This is a genomic window from Streptomyces sp. NPDC057702, assembly GCF_042799315.1.
In the GTDB taxonomy this organism is placed as follows: Bacteria; Actinomycetota; Actinomycetes; order Streptomycetales; family Streptomycetaceae; genus Streptomyces.
This window is the reverse complement of the sequence record NZ_JBHVJC010000022.1, coordinates 1-18,468: the sequence shown is the minus strand read 5'-3', so window position 1 is coordinate 18,468 and position 18,468 is coordinate 1. Positions and strand designations below refer to the sequence as shown.

General features: G+C 71.2%; 13 protein-coding genes and 1 riboswitch. Of the genes, 6 read left to right on the top strand and 7 right to left on the bottom strand.

Annotation, left to right across the window (positions count from 1 at the left end):
* Window positions 1-146: 146 nt before the first annotated feature.
* The gene (locus tag ACFVFR_RS18235; protein WP_383702705.1) at window positions 147-791 is read right to left on the bottom strand and encodes a TetR/AcrR family transcriptional regulator; all 645 of its coding nucleotides are present in this window, start codon (window positions 789-791) and stop codon (window positions 147-149) included.
* 80 nt (window positions 792-871) lie between these two features.
* Between ACFVFR_RS18235 and ACFVFR_RS18230 the strand changes: the two genes are divergently transcribed.
* The gene (locus ACFVFR_RS18230) at window positions 872-1,627 is read left to right on the top strand and encodes an SDR family oxidoreductase (RefSeq protein WP_383702703.1); all 756 of its coding nucleotides are present in this window, start codon (window positions 872-874) and stop codon (window positions 1,625-1,627) included.
* Between the two features lie 555 nt (window positions 1,628-2,182).
* Here ACFVFR_RS18230 and ACFVFR_RS18225 read toward each other — a convergent pair.
* The 4 genes from ACFVFR_RS18225 to ACFVFR_RS18210 form a co-directional block, all read right to left on the bottom strand.
* A complete protein-coding gene (locus tag ACFVFR_RS18225; RefSeq protein ID WP_383702701.1) occupies window positions 2,183-3,775 on the bottom strand; it encodes a glycoside hydrolase family 3 protein in 1,593 nt (530 codons plus the stop codon).
* Window positions 3,776-3,814: 39 nt separating this feature from the next.
* Window positions 3,815-4,645: a carbohydrate ABC transporter permease gene (locus ACFVFR_RS18220; protein ID WP_383702699.1), complete on the bottom strand. Its 831-nt coding sequence runs from the start codon at window positions 4,643-4,645 to the stop codon at window positions 3,815-3,817.
* Window positions 4,642-5,631, bottom strand: coding sequence for a carbohydrate ABC transporter permease (locus tag ACFVFR_RS18215; protein ID WP_383702697.1), 990 nt, complete (start codon window positions 5,629-5,631; stop codon window positions 4,642-4,644). Before ACFVFR_RS18215 ends, ACFVFR_RS18220 begins: the two co-directional genes overlap by 4 nt.
* A gap of 105 nt (window positions 5,632-5,736) precedes the next feature.
* The gene (locus ACFVFR_RS18210) at window positions 5,737-7,008 is read right to left on the bottom strand and encodes an extracellular solute-binding protein (RefSeq protein ID WP_383702695.1); all 1,272 of its coding nucleotides are present in this window, start codon (window positions 7,006-7,008) and stop codon (window positions 5,737-5,739) included.
* A 282-nt stretch (window positions 7,009-7,290) separates the two neighbouring features.
* Here ACFVFR_RS18210 and ACFVFR_RS18205 point away from each other — a divergent pair, with 282 nt between their 5' ends.
* Complete coding sequence (locus ACFVFR_RS18205) at window positions 7,291-8,085, top strand: GntR family transcriptional regulator (protein ID WP_383702892.1); 795 nt, start codon at window positions 7,291-7,293, stop codon at window positions 8,083-8,085.
* A gap of 94 nt (window positions 8,086-8,179) precedes the next feature.
* Here the strand turns inward: ACFVFR_RS18205 and ACFVFR_RS18200 are convergent, their stop codons facing one another.
* Complete coding sequence (locus ACFVFR_RS18200; RefSeq protein ID WP_383702693.1) at window positions 8,180-8,971, bottom strand: PIG-L family deacetylase; 792 nt, start codon at window positions 8,969-8,971, stop codon at window positions 8,180-8,182.
* A 1,075-nt stretch (window positions 8,972-10,046) separates the two neighbouring features.
* Here ACFVFR_RS18200 and ACFVFR_RS18195 point away from each other — a divergent pair.
* Window positions 10,047-12,209 carry a carbon starvation CstA family protein gene (locus ACFVFR_RS18195; RefSeq protein ID WP_383702691.1) on the top strand — a complete coding sequence of 721 codons (2,163 nt, stop codon included), beginning with the start codon at window positions 10,047-10,049 and terminating at the stop codon, window positions 12,207-12,209.
* A gap of 99 nt (window positions 12,210-12,308) precedes the next feature.
* Window positions 12,309-12,521, top strand: a complete 213-nt coding sequence (locus ACFVFR_RS18190; protein WP_383702688.1) for a YbdD/YjiX family protein — start codon at window positions 12,309-12,311, stop codon at window positions 12,519-12,521.
* Between the two features lie 194 nt (window positions 12,522-12,715).
* Here ACFVFR_RS18190 and ACFVFR_RS18185 read toward each other — a convergent pair whose 3' ends face one another.
* Window positions 12,716-14,221: a TolB family protein gene (locus ACFVFR_RS18185; protein WP_383702685.1), complete on the bottom strand. Its 1,506-nt coding sequence runs from the start codon at window positions 14,219-14,221 to the stop codon at window positions 12,716-12,718.
* 278 nt (window positions 14,222-14,499) lie between these two features.
* Window positions 14,500-14,639: riboswitch (cobalamin riboswitch) on the top strand.
* A gap of 157 nt (window positions 14,640-14,796) precedes the next feature.
* On the opposite strand from ACFVFR_RS18185, the gene ACFVFR_RS18180 reads away from it, so the two are divergent.
* Together ACFVFR_RS18180 and ACFVFR_RS18175 are read left to right on the top strand one after the other, a co-directional pair.
* The gene (locus ACFVFR_RS18180; RefSeq protein ID WP_383702683.1) at window positions 14,797-17,280 is read left to right on the top strand and encodes a ribonucleoside-diphosphate reductase subunit alpha; all 2,484 of its coding nucleotides are present in this window, start codon (window positions 14,797-14,799) and stop codon (window positions 17,278-17,280) included.
* A complete protein-coding gene (locus ACFVFR_RS18175) occupies window positions 17,271-18,356 on the top strand; it encodes a ribonucleotide-diphosphate reductase subunit beta (RefSeq protein WP_383702682.1) in 1,086 nt (361 codons plus the stop codon). The genes ACFVFR_RS18180 and ACFVFR_RS18175 overlap by 10 nt, the downstream gene beginning before the upstream one ends.
* The last annotated feature ends 112 nt before the right edge of the window (window positions 18,357-18,468 follow it).

The window sequence follows — 18,468 nt, the reverse complement described above, 5'->3', positions numbered from 1 at the left end:
TGAGGGTCCCGCCCTGGCGCCGCGGCCCGCGGGTGTGTCAGGGGCTCTGTCGCCGCCCGTGAGCGCCGCTCCGGACTCCGGCGCCGCGCCGGCCACGCCTCGGCCCCGGGGCCGGATACCGCTCCCACAGCGGCCGAGCCGGACCCTCAGTCCGCTATCTCGCCCGTCTCCGCCGGCCAGGCCGTCATCGCGGTGTGCGCCACGGTCTCCAGCATCGCCTGGTCGGCACCGTCCCGGGCCTGCTGGGCCATGCCGTGCAACACCACCGTGTAGTAGACGGCGAGGGCGTGCGCGTCGGTCTCGGCCGGGAGTATTCCCGCCGCGACGTCGGCGTCGATGCGCCGCTCCACCTCCGCGAGCCCCTCGCTACGCCGCTCCGCCAGCCCCTGCGCGATCTCGGCGGACTGGCTGGTGCAGTTGGTCGCGGCGCTGATCAGCATGCACCCGCGCGGGTAGCCCGGAAGCGTGTGCCAGGTCGCGGCCTCGTGGAGCAGGCGGGCCACGGCTCGACGCGCGGTCGGCTCCTCCTCCAGCGCACGGTCCCGGTAGCCGCCGAAGTCCCGCACGTACGACTCGATGGCCTCCTCGAACAGCGTCTTCTTGTCACCGAAGGCCGCGTAGAGGCTCGGCGCCTTGACGCCCATGGCCCGGGTCAGGTCGGCGATGGAGACCGCCTCGAAGCCACGGTCCCAGAACTCTATGGTCGCGGCCCGCAGCGCCGCGTCCCGGTCGAAGGAACGGGGCCTTCCGCGCTTCACCGCCTCGTCGCATCCCTCGTTCGTGGTAGCCATGCGGCCATTCTATAGCGGTCGCTAAGCAATGTGCTACGGTCTTTCTGTAGCAACTCCTAAAGAAAGAGGGGGGCGTAGCCATGGGCGCGCTCGATGGCAAGACAGCGCTGGTCACCGGCGGTAGCCGGGGCATCGGACGGGAGATCGCCGAGCGGCTGGCGCGAGACGGCGCCAGGGTCGCGGTGCACTACGGCCACAACGAGACGGCGGCCAAGGAGACGGTGGCGGCCATCGAGGCGGCGGGCGGGCGGGCGTTCGCGCTGCGTGCCGAGTTGGGCGTGCCGGGAGACGCACAGGCCCTGTGGGCCGCCTTCGACGAACAGGCGGAGGGCCTGGACATCCTGGTGAACAACGCGGGCATCGTCGAGGCCGACAAGCCGATCGCGGCGGTGACGCCGGAGTCGTTCGACCACGTCTTCGCGGTCAACGCCAAGGCACCGTTCTTCATCACCCAGCTGGGGATCGAGCGACTGCGCGACGGGGGGCGGGTCGTCAACATCTCCACGGGGCTCACGCGAGGCAGCGCGACACCGAGCCTGATCTCCTACTCGATGACCAAGGGGGCCATCGACGTGCTGACCCTGACCCTCGCCAAGGAGCTGGCCCCGCGCGGCATAACGGTGAACGCGGTCGCACCGGGCGTGGTGGACACCGACATGAACGCGGACTGGTTGCGGGACGACCCTCAGGTGTGGCAGGCCGTCGCCGAGGAGTCCCCGTTCAACCGCGTGGCCAAGGCTGACGACGTGGCCGGCATCGTGGCCTTCCTCGCATCCTCCGACAGCCGTTGGGTGACCGGTCAGTGGATCGACGCGACAGGGGGTGCGCTGCTGTAGGTCCGGAACCGGCGGTCTCGCGGGTCGCCCGTGGCGAGGGCGTACGGCGCGGAGGCCGTACGGCGTCGCGGGCGGCACGCGCCCGGGTGGGGACGGCCGGGCGCCCGGCCGCACGCCGACCCGACCGCTCGGGCCGTATCGACTGGTCACCACGGCGCACGCCGGCGAGCGGGGCTCATGCGAGCGGGCGGCGCGGCATGGCGCCCAGGAGGTGACGAGGGTGGGGGCGCGTACGGCGGGGGGCCATCACCTTCGGCGGGCGCGGCGGCATGCGGTCGCGCGCGGGTGCGGTCGCGTGGGGGTGTGGTCGCACGCGGGTGTGCTCGCGTGGGGGTGCGGTCGCGCTCGGCGGGCACGGCGTGTGGGGTGGGGCTCGGGCGCGTGCGGCCGGCATGAGCGGCGGCGCGACGTGTACGACAGGTGCGGCGAGGTGCGGTCGCGTGCGGCGGGTGCGGGTGCGGCGGGTGCGGCCGGGTGCGGGGTGTCGGTGGGGGTTTGAACGCCGACGGCCCGGGCCGGTCGTGTCGCCGGGCCGGGTCGTCGGGTGCTGGGGGGCTACCGGGCTTCGCCGGTGATGGCCTCCGCGGCGGCCCGCCCGCAGACTCGGGCGGCGCCGTGGGTGGCGATGTGCAGCGCGCCGATAGGTGCTGCCTGGGGCACGCCCATCTCGACGACGACGGTGTCGGGGCGTGCGGCGACCAGGGCGGCCAGGGCCTCGGTCATCCACGCGTGCCGGTGGACGTCGCGGACGACGGCGACGACGGGGCGGTCCCCCGCCGCCGCGCACACCCGCGCGACCGTCTCGCGGACGCCGTCCTCGGTCACCCGGGCGTTGTTCAGGGTCTCGGTCTCGGTGCCGGGGAGCAGTCGGGCCAGTTCGGCCGCGACACCCCACGGGGTGTCGTCGCCCACCGCGATGCTCGCCATCGGGGTGAAGGCGGCGACGTAGGCGGGGCGGGTGAGGGGGGCGTAACCCCGTTCGCCACCCTGCTCGCCGACGGTCAGGCGGACCGCGCGGCGGGCGGCGGCGAGTCCCACCTCGGGGGCGGCCGGTACGGGAGCGGACGCCCGGCCGGCGGGGGTCGCCGCCGACCCCGCGCCCTGGGTGCCCAGACGGGCCCAGTCACCCAGGGCGCGGACCCGGGCCGCCGCGTCGGCGAGCCGCTCCTCCTTCAGCTCGCCGGAGCGCACGGCCTGGACGAGGGCATCGCGCAGTCGTCGCACGGTTTCCTCGTCGGCCAGCCCGCCTCCGACGCAGATGGCATCCACGCCGGCGGCAAGGGCGAGTACGGTGCCGCGCTCCACGCCGTACGCCGCGGAGATGGCCTTCATCTCGATGGCGTCGCTGATGATCAGCCCGTCGAAGCCGAACCCGCCGTCGGCCACGGGGCGGCGCAGCAGGCCGTGGAGAGCCTGGGGGCTGAGGGTGGCGGGGCGGTTGGGGTCGAGGGCGGGCACCAGGATGTGCGCGCTCATCACGGCTTGGGTGCCGGCGGCCACGGCGGCCCGGAAGGGCACCAGGTCGCGGTCGGCCAGGACGGTCAGGTCGGCGTCGATGCGCGGCAGGTCGTGGTGGGAGTCCACGGCGGTGTCGCCGTGTCCGGGGAAGTGCTTGACGCTGGTGGCCACGCCGGCCGCCTGCATGCCTTCGACGTAGGCCGCCGTGTGCCGGGCCACGAGCTTCGGGTCGGCGCCGAAGGAGCGGACGCCGATGACCGGGTTGTCGGGGTTGGCGTTGACGTCGGCGGAGGGCGCCCAGTTGAGGTTGACGCCGCACTCGGCGAGGCGACGACCGATCTCGCGGGCGACGGCCCGGGTGAGATCCGGGTCGTCGACCGCGCCGAGCGCCAGGTTGCCGGGGAAGGAGGAGCCCTCGTTCACCTCGAGGCGGGTGACGTCGCCACCCTCCTCGTCGATGGCCACCAGAAGGTCTCCGCGTTCCGCCCGCAGCTGTTCGGTGAGCGCGGCGACCTGCTCGGGCCGTTGGATGTTCCGGCCGAACAGGGCGACGGACGCCAGCCCCTCGTCGATCGTGCGGAGCAGCCAGTCGGGGGCGGTGGTGGTGCCCCTGAACCCCGGCTGGAGGACGGCGAGGGCGTCCCGGGTCAGGGAGTCGGTGCGGGCGGAGGCGGAGGTGGTGGTGCTCATCGTGCGGTGTGTCCCTTGCGGTGGAGGCGCGTTGTCCCGTTATCCCTTGACCGCGCCGGAGGTCAGGCCACCGACGGCCCGGCGCTGGAGGAAGAGGAAGAGGATCAGGATCGGGAGGGCGAACAGCGAGGCGGCGGCCATGGTGGCGCCCCAGTCGTTGCCGAAGTTGCTCTGGAAGCTGTAGAGCCACACGGGCAGCGTCTGGGCGTGCTCCTCCTTGTTGAGGATCAGCACCATCGGGAACTCGTTCCAGGCGGTGATGAAGCCGAACAGCGAGGTGGCCATCAGTCCCGGGGCGAGCAGCGGGAAGATCACCTTGCGGAACGCCTGGGACCGGGAGCAGCCGTCGACCATGGCGGACTCCTCCAGTTCCTTGGGTACCGCCGCGATGTAGTTCCGTAGCGTGAGGATGGTCAGGGGCAGCACCATGACCATGTAGAAGAGGGTGAGGGGGACCAGGCTGTTGAGCATGTCAGCATCGCGCACCAGCATGTAGATCGCGATGACCATGACCTCCCAGGGGGCCATCTGGGCGATCATGAAGACCAGGATGACGCCGCGCCGGCCCTTGAACCGCATGCGCGCGATGGCGAACGAGGCGCACAGCGCGATCAGCAGGGACAGGCCCACGGCCAGACAGGTGACCGTGAGGGAGTTGCCGACCAGGGTCCAGAAGTTGTCCGCGTTGACAGCCGTCTTGAAGTGCTCGAACGTCAGCGAGGTCGGGAACCAGACCGGGTCCTCGGTGAGGATGTCGCCGGTCGGCTTCAGAGCCGTGTTGAACATCCAGTACACGGGGAAGACGAACCCGATGAACAGGACGATCGCCGTCGCGTTGGGCCAGATACGGCCGAGGAGTGAACGCTTCACAGCTCGTCCCTCTCTTGCTTCAGGACAATGCGGAGGTAGTACGACGTGAGGGCCAGCAGGACCAGGATGGTGAGCAGCGAGATCGCCGCGCCCATGCCGAAGTGCTGGTTTCCGACGCCCTCGACGAAGGCGTACACCGGGAGGGTCTCGGTGAGCCGGTCGGGCGCGCCGCCGCTGATGGCGTAGATCTGGGGCAGTGCCTTGAAGACCCAGATGACCTCAAGGAACGTCGTGGCGAAGAGGAACGGCTTGATGAAGGGGAAGGTCACCGCGGTGAAGCTCTTCCAGGCACCCGCGCCGTCCAGCGAGGCGGCCTCGTAGAGCTCGCTGGGGATGGTGGTGGTCGCGGCGTACAGGCTCAGGGCCACGAACGGCACGGACTGCCAGACGATCAGCAGGGAGATGACGAAGAAGGCGGAGAACTGGGAGCCGATCCAGTTGTAGTCCGCCATGGAGTGCCAACCCAGCTTGTCCAGCACCCAGTTCACGACGCCGAAGCGGGAGGCGAACAGCCACTGGTACACGGTGGTCGCGGCGATGATGGGCATGGCCCACGTCAGCACCAGACCGATCTGGAGCGTCAGCCGCATCTTCTTGCCGAGCCGGGCGAGCAGCAGGCCGATCAGCGTGCTGACCACCATGATCAGGATGACGTTGACTGCGGTGAAGACGATCGAGCGGCCGACGACGCGCCAGAACTCTTCGCTCTTGAGAGTCGCTTCGTAGTTGTCGATCCCGGTCCACTCGGTGAGCCGGAGGATCAACTGCCGTCGGTTGATGTTCTGCAGGGACAGAAGGCCGTTCTTCACCATCGGCCAGCCCAGGAACACCAGGGTCACGGCTAGCGCGGGAAGGAGCAGCACGTACGGCAGGAGATTGCCTCTGATCCCCTTCCGTTTCGCGTCGGGTCCGCCGTGCGGCGGTCCTCCGCTCTTGCGGACGGCAGTTCCCGGTGCCGCCTCCGCACGTTCGGTCTGCACTGACATGCTCGTCTTCTCTTCCTGGCCGGACGTACTCGATGCGCTGCCGGGGGTGGTGTCTCACCACCCCCGGCAGCGTGCGCGTGTTATCTAGCGGCTAGCGGTCAGCGACTAGAGAGCCTGGCCAAGCCGCTTGTTGAGCTCGCCCTCGACGGACTTGGCGGCTTCCTCGTGCGACTTGCCGTTGAGCACGGCGGTCATGTACGTCTTGATCGGGTTCGGCGTGTTCTCGACCGAGGCCCACTCGGGAATCAGCGGGGTCGTGCCACCGACGGTCGCCGGCGCCATGGCCTCGGCGGCCGGGTTGCCCTTGAGCTGGCTCTGCAGCGAGTCCTTGTTCGGGATCACGCCGCCTTCCTTGGCGAGCTGGCCCTCGTGCTGGTCGGAGAGTGCGATGCGCAGGAATTCCTTCGCCAGCTCCTGCTTCTCGCTGCCCGCGGCGACGGCGAGGTTGGAGCCACCGAGGAAGACGCCCTCGGGCTTGTCGGCGGTCTCACCCGGGACGGTGAAGTAGCCGATGTCCTTTTCGATCTTCGGGTTCGCCTTGATGGCGGTGGCCGCCTCCCAGCCCATGCCGATGAAGGCGCCGGTCTTGCCCTGGGCGAAGACCTCGGCCTGCTGCGGAGTGGCCTCGTCCTTGTCCTTGGGGGCGTCGCTAAAGGCGGCGTACTGCTTGTAGATGTCCATGGCCTTACCGACCTTCGGGTCGGCCAGGTTGGAGACGTACTTGTCGCCGTCCTTCTTCACCAGTTCGGCGCCGGTGCCAATGGTGAGACCGTCGAAGAAGTACCAGTTCTGGCCGGGCATGTAGATAGGCTCGGCGTCGGTCTTCTTTTCGATGGTGTCAAGCGCCTTGAAGAACTCGGTGCGCGTCTTCGGCGTTTCCTTGATGCCGGCTTCGTCCCAGATCTTCTTGTTGTAGAGGACGACGCGGCTGACGCCGAACCACGGCGCGGCGTACTGCTTGCCGTCGAAGACGGAGGACTTGTTGAGGTTCTCCGTCCAGTCGCCCCCGATCTCCTTCTTCAGGTCCGACAGGTCGGCCAGGCCCTCGGTCTGCGCGTAGGCAGGCGTCTGGGTGTTGCCGAGCTCGATGACGTCCGGCGGATTCGACTCAGAGAGTGCCGTGGTTATCTTCTGCTGAATTCCGTTCCACTGCTGAACCTCAAACTTCAGCTTGGCTCCGGTCTTCTTTTCGAAGGCAGCCGTCACATCTTTGGTCCACCCGTCAGGTGTGGAACCGTCCATGGCCCAGACGGTCAGGGTCTCGCCCTTCCAGCCGTCCTTGCCGGAGCCTTTGTTGTCGTCGCTGTCAGACCCACAGGCCGCGACGCTCACCAACATGGCCGCGACACCCGTCGCCGCTATGAGCCCACGCTTCACAGCACTCTCCTCAAAGAACCGGAATTGGTCTTTAATGGTTTAGACCAGTTCCCGCAGCTTGGCCTAGACCTTTAGGGGTGTCAAGGGTGTATAAGAGTCGCTGTCAGGTCCGTTATCGGACCGACACCTGGGGCCCGCTGGCACGTTGATGAGGGTGCCCCGGGGCCCACCCATGCCACGATGTGAGCCGCGCTGCGTTGTCCGGGGAGACCCCCCGTACCTCCAGCCGAAGTAACGGAGGAGCCGGTGACGGCAACAGGATCGGAGTCGGGACGTCACGCCATGGGGACCGACGGGGGCACCGCCCAGAGCGCCGGCGGCGCACTGGGCAACGGGAACGGGACGACCGCGAGCGGTACGCGCACCGCGCGCGTCCCCAAGTATTACCGACTCAAGCGCCACTTGCTGGAAATGACCGAAACCATGCCCCCGGGCACGCCGGTGCCGCCCGAGCGCACCCTGGCCGCCGAGTTCGACACCTCCCGCACGACGGTGCGCCAGGCGCTGCAGGAGCTGGTCGTCGAGGGGCGACTCGAGCGCATCCAGGGCAAGGGCACCTTCGTCGCCAAGCCCAAGGTCTCGCAGGCGCTGCAACTGACCTCCTACACCGAGGACATGAAGGCCCAGGGACTGGAACCCACGTCCCAGCTCCTGGACATCGGCTACGTCACGGCCGACGACCGGCTCGCCGGACTGCTCGACATCACCACCGGCGGTCGGGTGCTGCGTATCGAACGCCTGCGGCTGGCCAGCGGCGAGCCGATGGCCATCGAGACGACGCATCTGTCCGCCAAGCGCTTCCCGGCCCTGCGGCGCAGCCTGGTCAAGTACGCCTCGCTGTACACCGCGCTGGCCGAGGTCTACGACGTGCGCCTGGCCGAGGCCGAGGAGACCATCGAGACCTCGCTGGCCACCCCGCGCGAGGCGGGGCTGCTCGGCACGGACGTCGGGCTGCCCATGCTGATGCTCTCCCGCCACTCGCTGGATGACAACGGTGAGCCCGTGGAATGGGTGCGCTCGGTCTACCGGGGCGACCGGTACAAGTTCGTCGCCCGCCTGCGTCGCCCCACGGACTGACCGCCCGCGCCCGAGCCCGACCAGCGGGCTCGGGCCGGCCGGCGCCGTCGGGGCCCGCCCCGCGTCCGGGCGCCCACTCGCCACCGTGCCCCCGCTACGCGGCGGGCGCCGTGCGGGGTTCCAGGGCCCACACCCGCTCGGTGCGCAGCGGCCCCGTCCGGGACAGGAACAGCCCGTGACCGACGCCGAGCGGAGCGAGCTGGGAGCCGTAGCACTGCACGGCCAGGCGCTTGGCGGCCCACTGTTCGTCGTCCAGCCGCACCTCCCAGCGCGGGCTGAGGCGGAAGCGTTCGGCCAGGTCACGGTAGGACTCGCCGCGCTCGGGCTCCGCCGCGAGCGCCGCCTCGGCCCCGTCGGTGTGCCAGCCCGGGGTGTGTCCGGTGTAGGGCAGGTCGGCGTAGATCAGCGGCGTCGCGGCGCCCTGCGCGGCACGGGTGGCCAACACCTGCTCGCGTACCAGCGCGTGGTGGGCCTGCCGGGTGCCCATCGGGGCGAGTACCTCGGTGTCCAGCGGAAGGTCGCGCAACCACTGGTCGAGGTGGCCGAGCTGGTCCGCGCCACCGTACGGGCCGTCCGGGTGCGGCAGCGTGACCTGCGCGACCCCGACCAGGGCAAGGGCCTGCGCGTCCTCGACCACGCGGGCCGCGTGGGCCTCGTGCGGCGTGGTGAACCCGCACATGTCGTCCCATTCCGAGACGGTGGCCTCGGGTCCGGGCGCCCCGCCGTAGGCCGTGACGACCACGACCGGGCCACGTAGCTGGGGGAGCACGGCCGCCAGCGACAGCACGGCGTCGTCGAAGTGCGGAGAGATCACGACGGTGCCCCACGGCGGCGCGCCGGGCGGGGGCGTGGCGGACGTCGATGCGGTCGGGGCGGTCTCGGGCATGGGCGTGCGGTCCTTTCTCGGGGGAACGCGCCGCGGGCGGCATCGTCGGCGGGCGGGGCCGCGCGGGGGTGCACGACACCGTGATACGTCACGCGCGGCGGCAGCGGAACGGCGGGGGTCCACTGGGTGGCGCGGACCCGTTCCCTCCGGTACGCGGCGACGGGTCGCGCGACACGGGGGTGGCCCCTGCCGCGCACGCCTCGCGACCCCCGCGAGCTGCCGCGGCGCTGGATCGATCGTCGGTCATCGGCCGCCGGACAGGGCAAAGGGTTGGTCAAGAGTGGTCGGTTCGCGGCCCGCGGTGGCCGGACCCGACCACCTCCCCCGCCACGCGACGCCTTGCACGCACCACTCCGACAAGGCAAGACCGCGTCGGCCCGACGGCTGCTTTTCGGCCAGGTATCGCGCCACACCCGGCGTCTGCCGGCGTCGCGGGCCGGGCGCCGGAGTGTCGGCCGCCGGTCCCGGAGTGGGGGCGGGCCAAGGCTTCCCATCTCATGGTCAACCGCGCGAGGATTTCCGCCTGCCGCCCGGCGCGTGCGGCACGAGCGAACGGAGAGGACGGTCCGGCGGGCTCCAGAGGGCGCGTGGTTCGGGTCCGGACCGCCGCATCTGGTGCACGCGTGACGTGTGAGGCCACAGGGAAGGATGATCCGGTGTCGGTGAGGACGAGAGGCGTCTGTGCGTTCCGGTTGCGGACGGAACGGACGCCACGAGGGACATCCTCAGCCCGCAGTACCACCACGATGTCGAGCACGGTCGGGTCCCATCGCAGGCGTGGGGAAGCGGAGTTGAACCAGATGAAGGCGATCGTACGAGCTCGCGAGAAATTGGTCCAGACCACACCAGGCGACCAGCCAACCGGCCGCGCCACCCTCGTGGCCCGCCGGCCACGACCTCTGACCTGGGCCGACGGGGCGGCGACGAGCCCGGCGGCGCGGCCGGCCACCGCCCCCGCGCCCGCCGCCCCCGCGACCACGCTGACGGCCACCACGCCGACGGGCGCCGCACGCGCGGCGGCCTCGACTCGGATCGACGGAGGGCACACCCGGTGAGCACACCCACGAGAAGAGCCGTGTCCCCCCGCTCCGTCCTCATATGGACGGCCGTCGCGCTCGCCGGCGCCCTCGGCTGGGCCGTGCTCGCCCTGTCCCGGGGCGAGGAGGTCTCCGCCGCCTGGCTGGTGATGGCGGCGCTGGGCTCGTACGCCATCGCGTACCGCTTCTACTCGCGTTTCATCGCCACCAAGGTGCTGCGCGCCGACAAGACGCGGGCCACCCCGGCCGAGCGGCGCAACGACGGCGTCGACTTCCACCCGACCGACCGCCGAGTGCTGCTCGGACACCACTTCGCCGCGATCGCGGGCGCGGGCCCGCTGGTCGGCCCGGTGTTGGCCGCGCAGATGGGATACCTGCCGGGCACCATCTGGATCGTGGTCGGCGTGATCTTCGCGGGCGCCGTGCAGGACATGGTGACGCTGTTCTTCTCCACCCGCCGGGACGGCAAGTCGCTCGGACAGATGGCGCGCGAGGAGATCGGTCCGATCGGCGGCGCGGCGGCGCTGCTGTCCGTGTTCATCATCATGATCATCCTGCTCGCGGTGCTGGCCCTGATCGTGGTCAACGCGCTGGCCGAGTCGCCCTGGGGCACCTTCTCCATCGCGATGACCATCCCCATCGCGCTGGGCATGGGCTTCTACCTGCGCGTGCTGCGGCCCGGCCGGGTCACCGAGGTCTCACTCATCGGCCTCGTCCTGCTGCTGCTGGCCATCGTCGGCGGCAACTGGGTCGCCGAGTCCTCGTGGGCCGACGCGTTCACCCTGGACCACAGCACGCTGGTGCTCTGGATGGTGGCGTACGGGTTCATCGCGTCGGTGCTGCCGGTGTGGATGCTGCTGGCGCCGCGCGACTACCTGTCCACCTTCATGAAGATCGGCACCATCGGCCTGCTCGCCGTCGGGGTCGTGTGCACGCTGCCGACGCTCAAGATGGACGCGGTCACCGACTTCGCGGGGCGCGGCGACGGGCCGGTGTTCGCCGGGTCGCTGTTCCCCTTCGTGTTCATCACCATCGCCTGCGGTGCGCTCTCCGGGTTCCACGCACTCATCGCCTCCGGCACCACGCCGAAGATGATCGAGAAGGAGACCCAGGTCCGGATGATCGGCTACGGCGCCATGCTGATGGAGTCGTTCGTGGCCGTCATGGCGATGGTGGCGGCGTCCATCATCGACCCGGGCCTGTTCTTCGCGATGAACGCGCCGGCGGGCGTGGTCGGTGACAGCGTGCGGTCCGCGTCGGACGCGGTCGCCGGGCTCGGGTACAGCATCTCGCCCGACCAACTCGCCGCCGCGGCCAAGGCCGTGGAGGAGAGTTCGCTGCTCTCGCGGACCGGTGGCGCGCCCACCCTGGCCGTGGGGGTGTCGGAGATCTTCTCCGACGTGTTCGGCGGCGACAGCATGCGGGCGTTCTGGTACCACTTCGCGATCATGTTCGAGGCGCTGTTCATCCTGACCGCCCTGGACGCGGGCACCCGGGTCGGGCGGTTCATGCTCCAGGACATGTTGGGCAACGTGTACAAGCCCTTCCGTGACGTGAGTTGGAAGCCCGGCATCTGGCTGTGCAGCGCCCTCGTGGTCGCCCTGTGGGGCTACTTCCTGTGGGTGGGCGTCCACGACCCGCTGGGCGGCGTCAACCAGCTCTTCCCGATCTTCGGCATCGCCAACCAGCTGCTGGCCGCCGTGGCGTTGGCGGTGTGCACCACGCTGCTGGTCAAGTCTGGGCGGCTCAAGTGGGCCTGGGTGACGGCGGTTCCGCTGGTGTGGGACGTGGTGGTGACCCTGACCGCGAGCTGGCAGAAGATCTTCTCGGACGACCCGCGGGTGGGCTTCTTCAGCCAGCGCGACCGCTACCAGGACGCCATCGACGCGGACAAGGTCCTGCCGCCCGCGAAGAACATGGACGAGATGCACACCGTCGTCACCAACTCGACGGTGGACGGCGTGCTCTCCGCGCTGCTGGCCGTCCTCGTGGTGATCGTCCTCCTGGACGCGGCCCGCACCTGCGTGCGCGCCATCCGTCACCCGGAGACCGCCCGACTGCACGAGGCGCCGTACGTGGAGTCGCGGATCGTCGCGCCGGCCGGCCTCGTACCCACCCGCGAGGAGAAGCGCGAGCTGGCCGAGGCGGCCGCCGCGAGCGGCGGGCCCGACCGCACACCGGAGGCGGACCGCTCCTCGTAGCGGAGCCCGCGCGCCGGGGGCGGCGCCCCAGCCGGACACCGCCGCCCCCGGCACCCTCCGCCCCCTTTCCCACCACCTCCGCGAAGGGAACCGATCGCGATGATCACCCGCACCACGAGCCGGGCCGCGCACTGGGGCCGCCGCGTGCGCCACTACGTACGCGAGTTCACCGGCGAGGGGACGTACGACCGGTACGTCGCGCACACCCGAAGCCAACATCCCGACACCGAGCCCGCCAGCCGCGCCGAGTTCGAGCGGCGGCGGATGGACGAACGCGAGGCGGACCCCCGCAGCGGCTTCCGCTGCTGCTGAGCCCACCGGGCACGCCGCCCCACCGAGCGCACCGCCCCACCCGGCACGCCGACCTACCGGGCCCACCACACCACCAGCCACACCGGCCGCACCACCAGCCCCACCGGGCACGCCACACCCCACCCGCCGCGCCCGCGCCATGGCCGGGCGCCCGATCCGGCCGACCCGGTCGGGGCGCCCGGCCTCCGCGGGCCTCAGTCGCCCCGGTGGCGGGCGAACAGGTCACTGACCGCGTTCGTGTCGCCGGGCACCAGGTGGTCGTCGGCGGAGACGAAGACCACCTGACGCGCCTCGGCGTCGGTCAGCACGGCGCCGGCGTACTCCTCCGGCGCCGTGCTCGACTGGGTGCCGTCGGCGCGTATGGTGAGCCGCTCGACCGCGCCGGTCCGCAGGTCGCGGGCGAAGAGGTCGGCCACCTCGTTGGTGTCCCCCGGGACCAGGTTGCTCGCGTCGGAGGTGAACAGCAGCGTGCGGCCGTCGGGGCTCAGGACGCCGTAGACGCTCTCCCCGTTCGCCTCGCCGCCCCCGGGCGTGAGGCTGACGCGCTCGGTCGTGCCGCGCTCCAGGTCGCGCAGGAACAGGTCGTGGACGCCGTTGGCATCGCCCGGCACCACCAGGTGCGAGCGCGAGGCGAAGAGCGCGAAGCGGCCGTCCGCGCTGAGCGAGCCCCGCGTGGCGCCGACGTCCGTGCCATCGGATGTCGTGCTGGCGGCCACGGTCCTCCCGGTGTCCAGGTCGTGGACGTACAGCGGTTCGAAGCGCGGCTTACGCGACCCCGAGGGCCCCGGGGGCTCCACCGACTCCGGGGGCTTCGCCGATCCCGACGCCTGCGGGGTCGCCGACGGCGCCGCCGGCCCGCGCGCCGGGCCCGGACGCGGGTCGCCCACCGGGGTGCGGGAGATGAACCCGACGCGCCGCCCGTCCCCGCTGACCACCGGCTGGGTGGCCGCGCGCGGCGCCTGCGTGCCGTCGCTGTAGACGTTGGCCCGCCGCACGCTCCCCTGCCAGCGGTCGTACGCGAAGATGTCGGCGACTCCGTTGGTGTCGCCGGGCACCAGGTCGGGACGGACGGACTGGAACACCACGGTGCGACCGTTGGCGCTGATCTCCACCATCTGCAGGCCCTTGCCGGGGTCCGGACTGGTCGGCAGCAGCGGCTCGGTGCGGTGGGTGTGGCGGTCGTGCAGGAACAGGTCCTCCTCGGGCAGTTCGTCCGGCGGGGCCTCGGTGCGCCGGGCCGCGAAGGCCAGGAACCTGCCGTCCGCGCTGGCCGACAGTTCGACGACCTCCCACTGGGAGCCGATGAGGTCCAGCCGCTCGACGTGGCCGCTGTCGAGGTCGCGTACGAAGGTGTCCGCGCGGCCGTCGGTGTCGCCGGGCACCACGTGGTCGGCCTCGGTCGTGAAGATCAGCGACCGGCCGTCGGCGCGCAGGGCGTAGCCGTGCGCGTCGCGGTTCAACTGGGCGCCGTCGTGGGCCAGGCCGACCCGCTCCGTCCGCCCCGCGGCGAACCGCCCGGCCTCCCGTCCCCCACCGACCCGCCCGGCCGCACCGACACGTTCGCCGCCGCCGCGCTTCCCGACGGCACGCTCCACGCCGGTCCGTCCGGCCGCGCCACGCTCCGCGCCACCGGGTCCGACGGCCGCCGCCGCGCCCGGCAGCAGTCCGACGGCCAGCCAGGCACCCAGCGCACCCGCCACCGCGCGCCGTGTTCTTCGCCTGATGCTCCGCATCCGTTTCCCACCCCTTCGACTGGTGATGTCCGTCGCCGTCCACGGGCGGCGTGCGCCGCACCCAACTCCGCGTCGCGAGGGGCGTCAACACGCCGGGGACTGTGACAAGCCACCAATCCCCGGGTGCGCGGCCGAGCCGTCCGGCCCTTCATGACAGGCTCGACGGGCCCGCACACCCCTCGATCGGTTAGCACATCCGTACGGCTTTTCCTCGCCCGCGACACAAGATGTGGGGGGACACGCGGCTGCCGACACAAGATGTATGCTCGTGCTCGCTGTCGCCGCAGGGGAATCCGGTGCGAATCCGGAACTGTCCCGCAACGGTGTACGTGTGCCGTTTTGCGCGCCGCTAGTCCGAGGACCTGCCGACAGCGCGCCCACGGCCGGACACGCTTGCCGGCCCTGGGCGTCGCAAACGTCCGGGCCCCGCGGGTTGGGCCGGTGGACGCCGCGTGACAGGCCCGACCTTCAGGTCGCGGCCCGCCCGTGCGCGCCTTCCGCCTCTCCCGCGTGGCCCCCTGCCGAGCGAGGGAGAGCCACACGTGACCATCGCGCCAGCGGACCCCGTTTCACGCGAGTCCGTCTCAGAGTCAGCGGTCGAGGGAGCCGGTACCGCGCTGTTGCGCGTCCTGACCGACCTCACCGCCGACCTGCCCGCCACCGACCCCGGAAAGGTCGCCGCCGCCGCGTTGCGGGGCCGCCATCCCGGTTCTGACGAGGCGGAGTTGCGGTCGCTCGCGACCGAGGCGGCGGCCGGTCTGATCGCCGAGGAACCGCAGTACTCGCGGCTGGCCGCGCGGCTGCTGACCCGGGCCATCGCGGAGGAGGCCGCCGGGCAGGGCGCGGTGTCCTTCTCCACGTCGGTGGCCGTCGGGCACCGCGAGGGGCTGATCGCGGACGAGACGGCGGACTTCGTCCGGGCCCACGCCGCGGCCCTGGACGCGCTGCTGAAGAGGACGAACGCGCCCCAGCACGGGCACGGCGTGGGTCGCGCCGACGACCGCTTCGGCTACTTCGGCCTGCGGACCCTGCACAGCCGCTACCTGCTGCGCCACCCGATCACCCGCCAGGTCATCGAGACCCCGCAGCACTTCCTGCTGCGGGTGGCCTGTGGTCTGGCCGAGGCGGGGTCCGCGCGGGCGCTGGCCGACGTCAGCGAGCTGTACCGGCTGACCAGTTCGCTGGCGTACCTGCCCAGCTCGCCCACGCTCTTCAACTCCGGCACCCGGCACCCGCAGATGTCCTCCTGCTACCTGCTGGACTCGCCGCTGGACGAGCTGGACTCGATCTACGACCGGTACCACCAGGTCGCGCGGCTGTCCAAGCACGCCGGCGGCATCGGCCTGTCGTACTCGCGCATCCGGTCCCGTGGTTCGCTGATCCGTGGCACCAACGGCCACTCCAACGGCATCGTCCCCTTCCTGCGCACGCTGGACGCCTCGGTCGCCGCGGTCAACCAGGGCGGCCGGCGCAAGGGCGCGGCCTGCGTCTACCTGGAGACCTGGCACGCGGACATCGAGGAGTTCCTCGAACTGCGGGACAACACCGGCGAGGAGGCGCGGCGTACGCACAACCTGAACCTCGCGCACTGGATTCCGGACGAGTTCATGCGCCGCGTCGAGGCGGACGAGGACTGGTCGCTGTTCTCCCCGGCCGACGCGCCGGACCTGGTGGACCTGTGGGGCGAGGAGTTCGACGCCGCCTACCGGGCCGCCGAGGCCGCGGGCAGAGCCAGCAAGACGGTGCCCGCCCGGACACTGTACGCGCGGATGATGCGCACCCTCGCGCAGACCGGCAACGGCTGGATGACCTTCAAGGACGCCGCCAACCGCACCGCCAACCAGACCGCCGAGCCCGGCGCGGTCATCCACTCGTCCAACCTGTGCACCGAGATCCTTGAGGTCACCGACGACGGCGAGACGGCGGTGTGCAACCTCGGCTCGGTCAACCTCGCCGCGCACCTGCGCGAGGACGTGGACCCCGCGTCCCTGGCCGACCCGCTGGACGCCGTCGACTGGGCGAAGCTGGACAGCACGGTGCACACCGCGGTCACCTTCCTCGACCGCGTGGTGGACATCAACTTCTACCCGACCGAGCAGGCCGGCACCTCCAACGCCCGCTGGCGGCCGGTGGGCCTGGGCGTCATGGGCCTGCAGGACGTCTTCTTCCGGCTGCGGCTGCCGTTCGACTCGCCGCGCGCCGCCGAGCTGTCCACCCGACTGTCCGAGCGGATCATGCTCGCGGCGTACGAGGCCTCCGCCGACCTGGCCGAGCGCCCGGGCGGGGGCGCCGACGGGCAGGCCCCCGTCGGCCCGCACCCGGCCTGGGAGGCGACCCGCACCGCGCGCGGCGTGCTGCACCCGGACCACTACCCGAGCGCCGCCGCGCACTGGCCCGAGCGCTGGGACGCGCTGCGCGCGCGGATCGCGAGGACCGGCATGCGCAACTCGCTGCTGCTGGCCATCGCGCCGACCGCGACCATCGCCTCGATCGCCGGCGTGTACGAGTGCATCGAGCCGCAGGTCTCCAACCTCTTCAAGCGCGAGACGCTCAGCGGCGAGTTCCTCCAGGTCAACGGCTATCTGGTGGAGGACCTGAAGAAGCTGGGCGTGTGGGACGCGCAGTCCCGCGACGCGCTGCGCGAGGCCAACGGTTCGATCCAGGACTTCGGCTGGGTCCCCCAGGAGGTGCGCGACCTGTACCGCACGGCCTGGGAGGTCCCGCAGCGCGCCCTGATCGACATGGCGGCCGACCGCACGCCGTACCTGGACCAGAGCCAGTCGCTCAACCTCTTCATGGCCTCGCCCACCATCGGCAAGCTCAGCTCGATGTACGCGTACGCCTGGAAGCGCGGCATCAAGACCACGTACTACCTGCGCTCGCGCCCGGCCACCCGCATCGCCCAGTCGGCGCGCGGTGGCGAGGCGGCGGCCAGTGCCCCCGTACCCGCCCAGCAGACGCCCGCCGAAGCCGACGCGGTCGCCTGCTCTCTCGAGAACCCCGAATCCTGCGAGGCATGCCAGTGACCAGCCCGGCCACCACCCCGGCCACCAGCGCCACCCCTGACGCCGCCCGACCCGCCGACGAGGCGGTCAGGCAGCGGAAGAACCTGCTCGACCCGGGCTTCGAACTGACCCTTCGGCCGATGCGCTACCCGGAGTTCTACGACCGCTACCGCGACGCGATCAAGAACACCTGGACCGTCGAGGAGGTGGACCTCAACTCCGACGTCGCCGACCTGGCCAAGCTCTCGCCGGGCGAGCAGCACATGATCGGCCGGCTGGTCGCCTTCTTCGCCACGGGTGACTCCATCGTGGCCAACAACCTCGTGCTCACGCTGTACAAGCACATCAACTCGCCCGAGGCGCGGCTGTACCTGTCGCGGCAGTTGTTCGAGGAGGCCGTGCACGTCCAGTTCTACCTGACGCTGCTGGACACCTACCTCCCCGACCCGGAGGACCGCGCCGCGGCCTTCGACGCCGTCGAGAACATCCCCTCCATCCGCGAGAAGGCGCAGTTCTGCTTCCGGTGGATCGACGAGGTGGAGAAGCTCGACCGGCTGGAGACCAAGGCCGACCGGCGTCGCTTCCTGCTCAACCTGATCTGCTTCGCGGCCTGCATCGAGGGGCTCTTCTTCTACGGGGCGTTCGCCTACGTGTACTGGTTCCGCTCGCGCGGGCTGCTGCACGGCCTGGCGACCGGCACCAACTGGGTCTTCCGCGACGAGTCCATGCACATGGAGTTCGCGTTCTCGGTGGTGGACACGGTCCGCGCGGAGGAGCCCGACCTCTTCGACGAGGAGATGGGCCGCCAGGTCACGGCGATGCTGGAGGAGGCCGTCGAGGCCGAGCTGCAGTTCGCGCGCGACCTGTGCGGCGAGGGGCTGCCCGGCATGAACACCGAGTCCATGCGCGCCTACCTGGAGTGCGTCGCCGACCAGCGGCTGCTGCGCCTCGGCCTGCCGGTCCGCTACGGCACGGAGAACCCGTTCTCCTTCATGGAGTTGCAGAACGTCCAGGAGCTGACCAACTTCTTCGAGCGGCGCCCCTCGGCGTACCAGGTCGCCGTGGAGGGCTCGGTCTCCTTCGACGACGAGTTCTGAGCCTCGATCTCTGACCGTCCCCGGCCACGGGCGGGGCGGGCGCGGTGAGTCACGGGCCCGCCCCACCCGGGGCACCACGTCAGCGGGCCGCCGCCCACCGGTCGCGTACCGG